The organism is Gordonia sp. UBA7860, from assembly GCF_002500165.1.
In the GTDB taxonomy this organism is placed as follows: domain Bacteria; phylum Actinomycetota; class Actinomycetes; order Mycobacteriales; family Mycobacteriaceae; genus Gordonia; species Gordonia sputi.
Genome location: NZ_DLSO01000198.1, coordinates 1 through 4,432, shown reverse-complemented (window position 1 = coordinate 4,432; position 4,432 = coordinate 1). Strand labels below are relative to the sequence as shown.

Sequence of the window (4,432 nt, the reverse complement as noted above, 5' to 3'; positions counted from 1 at the left end):
CGTAAGGATGTGGGTGCTGCAGCACCCACACCCTTACGCACGACACACATCTAGCGATCGATCGGAGTAGGCCGCTGCCGCAGCGTCGAATTCATGCCGTGAATGTCTCTATCGCCGCACGGTACGCACCGGACCGTTACGGTATATCCGTGCCAGCCATCGATCCCACGATTCTTGCCACCACGTCGCGTATGCCGTTTGCGGTCGATGAAATTCACAAGCTCGGAGTGACCGGTCGACGAGTAATTGCCGCCGATACATTCAGGTCCGCACCGGGAAGCCATTCGCGCGGGGCCGCCAAGCATTTCACAGTGCCTGCACCGACCCAGGAGACCGAGGCGTTCATCGCCGCGGTCGTCGACATCATCGACGCCGAGAACGTCACCTGGTTGTTGCCGATGTTCGAGGAGGTGTTCTACCTCGCCTACCATCGCGATCGGCTGCTGGCGGGGCACCCTGACCTCGAGCTCTTCTTTCCCGATTTCCCGACGCTGCATCGCGTACACGACAAGGTGAGCTTCGCCGAACTGTGTCGCTCGCTGAATCTTCCTGTAGCCGAATCGATCACGGCGACCAACGACGACGAGCTGCGGGCCGCGACGACCCACTGGGAGCACTGGTTCGCGCGCGCCGCCTACGGTCGCGGCGGACTCGACGTCGTCACGAACACCGGTCCACTCGCTGCGGAGACGAGTCTGGATGCCGTACATCCCACAGCAGACGACCCGTGGTTGGTGCAGGAGTATCTGAAGGGAGTCGACCGGTGTAGTTGGAGCGTGGTGCACCACGGCGAGGTGGTGTTGCATTCCTGCTATGAGCACCCGTTGGCCATCGACAATCGGGGCGGAATCGTGTTCGAGTCCGTCGATTCTCCCGAGTCGTTGCACGCGGCACAAACAATTGCGCGTGAATTGAACTGGCACGGCCAAATCAGCTTCGACTACTTGAAGACCGATGACGGCGTGCACCACATGGTGGAGTGCAACCCGCGTCCCACAGCCGGTTGCACCGTCGCCACACCCGAGGAATTCGACGCCGCGCTGTTCGATCCGGGGGAGCTGGTCGTGGTGCCGCCAGGACGCAAGAAGATGATCAAGGCTGCCGTGATCCGCGACGTACTGATGCATCCGTCGCATTGGAAGACCAATCGCGCGGCGGCCAAGGGCGCGGCGGGTGTCTACGACCAGCGCAAGGATCACCTGCCGCTGCTGTACTCGGCGCTGTCGTTGCAGCATGTCGCGAAGTACCGCAGGCTGCTCGGCGTCGATCGCAAGAAGGGCGAGCAGCTCGTCGCCACGCAGTTCTTCGACGTGCTCTACGACGGTTCATCCATCAGCTGAGCTCCCGACGATCCGAAGCTGCCACTCTTTGCCCTCGAAGTGACCTGGGTTACTGTGTTCATAGGTCACAGATACTTCGGGAGTGAGGTGGGATCGTGGTGCAGCCAGATCATGAGGTCGTCATCGTCGGCGCAGGTTTCGGTGGAATGGGCGGAGCCATCGAACTCAAGCGGCAGGGCGTCGAATCGATAGCGATTCTCGAACGCGAAGACGACCTCGGTGGCACGTGGCACGTCAATCACTATCCCGGCCTCGCCGTCGACATCGCGTCGGTGACGTACTCGTACTCGTTCGAGCCGAATCCGTTCTGGTCGCGGCTGTTTGCTCCCGGCGCAGAACTCAAGCGCTATGCCGAGCACATCGCCGACAAGTACGACCTCAAGCGTCACATGGAGTTCGGCACGAGCGTCGAGAAGGCCGAGTGGGATGAGCAGGCGCGGTTGTGGACCGTTTACACCGCCGACGGTTCGAGTCGCACCTGCCGTTACTACGTCACCGCCACGGGGTTCCTGTCGCAACCGCATGTCCCCGACTTTCCCGGGCTCGACTCGTTCGAAGGGAAGGTGCTGCACACCGCCGACTGGGAGGACGGATTCGACTTCACCGGGCGTCGGGTCGCAATCATCGGCACCGGCGCGACGGCGGTGCAGTTGATTCCCGAAGCCGCGCGCGACGCAGCGCATCTGACGGTCTTCCAACGCACACCGATCTGGGTGGTGCCCAAGGTCGATTTCGCCATTCCCGCTGCGCTACAGAATCTGTTCGCCGCTGTGCCGCTCACGCAGCGCGCTGCTCGTCTGGTGAACACCTCGCTGCTGGAGATGCTGATGGTGTTCGGCGTCCTGCACTTCAAGCAATTCAAACCGGGCAACAAGGCCGCGGCATTGCTGGCCCGGGCGCATCTGCGCGCCCAGGTTCCCGACGGCGCGACCAGGAGGGCGCTGACACCCGACTACGACTTCGGGTGTAAGCGACCGACATTCTCCAACAAGTACTTTCGGGCCTACGCACGGCCGAACGTCACGCTGGAGACCGGCGGCATCGGGCACTTCGAACCCGACGCCATCGTAAGTGCCGACGGAACCCGCCACGAGATCGACACGCTCGTACTCGCCACCGGATTCGACCTGTGGGACACCAACTTTCCCGCGATGACCGTGATCGGACGCGAGGGTCGTGATCTCGGAAAGTGGTGGCGCGACAACCGTTTCCAGGCCTTCGAGGGTATTACCATTCCTCGTTTCCCGAACTTCTTGTCGCTCAACAGTCCGTACTCCTACAGCGGACTCTCGTACTTCACAACGATCGAGGCGCAGATGAAGCACATCGCGCGTCTGTTCGGTGAGATGCGTCGACGCAAGTCCGAGGTCTTCGAGGTGACCGACGCCGCCAACGAGAAATTCCTCGAGGAGGTCACCGAGCACCTGCAGTCTTCGGTGTTCTATCGCGGAAATTGTGCGACGTCGCGTAGCTACTACTTCGACCCGAACGGTGAGGCGACGCTCCTGCGTCCGAATTCGACGCTGACCACGCTGCGCGAGATGGACAACTACCCGTTGGACTCCTATGTCTTCAGCTGAGCTGTTCTGGGGGAGAGACGAAGTCGGGATTGGTTACGATCCGACGTTCGCGGTGAGGTTGATCAGCAGTGCGACGATCACGGTGCCGAAGAAGTAGCTCAGCAGGGCGTGGAAGACCAGTGTCCGACGAAGCCGTGACGAGCCGACGTCGGTGTCGGAGATGGCGTAGCTCATCCCGACAGTGATCGCAACGTACACGAAGTCGCTGTAGCGCGGTGACTCCGACTGATGGAAGTCGATGAGCGGCGCGTCTGCCTTCTGAGTGTCCGCACTGACGCCGTAGTACGTGCGGGCGTAGTGGGTTGCGTACATCGTGTGGATGGCGGCCCACGATGCCACCACCGACAGCAGTGCGATGAAGAGGAGTATCGGGTCTTTTCGCGTCAGCACCTCGACGATTCCGATGAGGGACACGAAAGCCGCCAACAGCACGATGACGAACGCGCCGAGGCGTGTCGGCTCCTCGCGACTGGCGTGCGTCTCCGTTTCCGCGTTGTCCATCGGCCACAACGCCAACCACGTCCACATCACGAACAGGCCCGCGCCGATAGCCCAACCCGCCAGCGGTGCAGCAGTGGGGCGTTCCGACCAGATCCCCGCCGCGGCCGCCCCGCCCACGACGACGCTCACAAGGAGACGAACGAGCGCCGGTGCGTCGCCCCGACGCCAGCGCCACTTCTGGGGTTGAGAGTTCATGGAGCAAGTACACACCGCGGGGCCCCCAATAGAGTGGAGACATGCGTGCGTGGTCAGTCACCCGACCAGGACCGGTCGACGAATGTCCGCTCGAGTTGGTGGACAAACCAGTCCCGACGCCGGGTGCGGGCGAACTCCTGGTCAAGGTTCGCGCATGCGGTGTCTGCCGTACCGACCTCCACGTCACCGAGGGCGACCTGCCGGTGCATCGCGTCGGCGTCACGCCAGGACACGAGGTGGTCGGTGAAGTCGTCGAGCTGGGGGAGGGGGCGCTGGGCTTCGATCGGGGTGCTCGCGTCGGGGTTGCCTGGCTCCACCACACAGACGGCACGTGCGTCTACTGCAGGCGGGGGAGTGAAAACCTCTGTCCCGCTTCGACATACACCGGGTGGGACGTCGACGGTGGATATGCCGAATACACAACGGTGCCCGCCGATTTCGCCTATCACCTGCCAAACAACGTCGACGACGTCACCCTTGCGCCCCTGCTGTGTGCGGGGATCATCGGGTATCGCGCACTCAAGCGCGCCTCGCTACCGGAAGGTGGTCGCCTTGGTCTGTACGGCTTCGGCGGCAGCGCGCACCTATGCGCACAGCTTGCGATCGCGCAGGGCGCCGAGGTTCACGTCATGACCCGCGGTGCACAGGCGCAGGCTCTTGCCCGATCGTTGGGGGCTGCCTCGGTCAACGGTGCCTACGACGCTCGCCAGTGCCTCTCGACGCAGCGATCACCTTCGCACCTGTGGGCGACCTGGTCCCGGTGGCGATGCGCGCACTCGACCGGGGAGGGGTGCTGTCGATCGCCGGGATACACCT

Annotated in this window: 3 protein-coding genes and 1 pseudogene; 3 read left to right on the top strand and 1 reads right to left on the bottom strand. The window is 63.0% G+C overall.

Annotated features, from left to right (window positions below):
• Positions 1-191: 191 nt before the first annotated feature.
• Together B3T59_RS23515 and B3T59_RS23510 are read left to right on the top strand one after the other, a co-directional pair.
• Positions 192-1,340, top strand: coding sequence for an ATP-grasp domain-containing protein (locus B3T59_RS23515; RefSeq protein WP_376782666.1), 1,149 nt, complete (start codon positions 192-194; stop codon positions 1,338-1,340).
• 98 nt (positions 1,341-1,438) lie between these two features.
• Positions 1,439-2,920: a flavin-containing monooxygenase gene (locus B3T59_RS23510; RefSeq protein ID WP_064863710.1), complete on the top strand. Its 1,482-nt coding sequence runs from the start codon at positions 1,439-1,441 to the stop codon at positions 2,918-2,920.
• A 33-nt stretch (positions 2,921-2,953) separates the two neighbouring features.
• Here B3T59_RS23510 and B3T59_RS23505 read toward each other — a convergent pair whose 3' ends face one another.
• Positions 2,954-3,616 carry a DUF1345 domain-containing protein gene (locus B3T59_RS23505; protein ID WP_064863711.1) on the bottom strand — a complete coding sequence of 221 codons (663 nt, stop codon included), beginning with the start codon at positions 3,614-3,616 and terminating at the stop codon, positions 2,954-2,956.
• A 41-nt stretch (positions 3,617-3,657) separates the two neighbouring features.
• Here B3T59_RS23505 and B3T59_RS23500 point away from each other — a divergent pair.
• Positions 3,658-4,432: pseudogene (locus B3T59_RS23500) on the top strand (zinc-binding alcohol dehydrogenase family protein); the annotation flags it as partial.

Coding starts and splice junctions, on each gene's coding strand:
- B3T59_RS23515 (WP_376782666.1), top strand. CDS start 192: ATGCCGTTTGCGGTCGATGAAATTCACAAGCTCGGAGTGACCGGTCGA.
- B3T59_RS23505 (WP_064863711.1), bottom strand. CDS start 3,616: ATGAACTCTCAACCCCAGAAGTGGCGCTGGCGTCGGGGCGACGCACCG.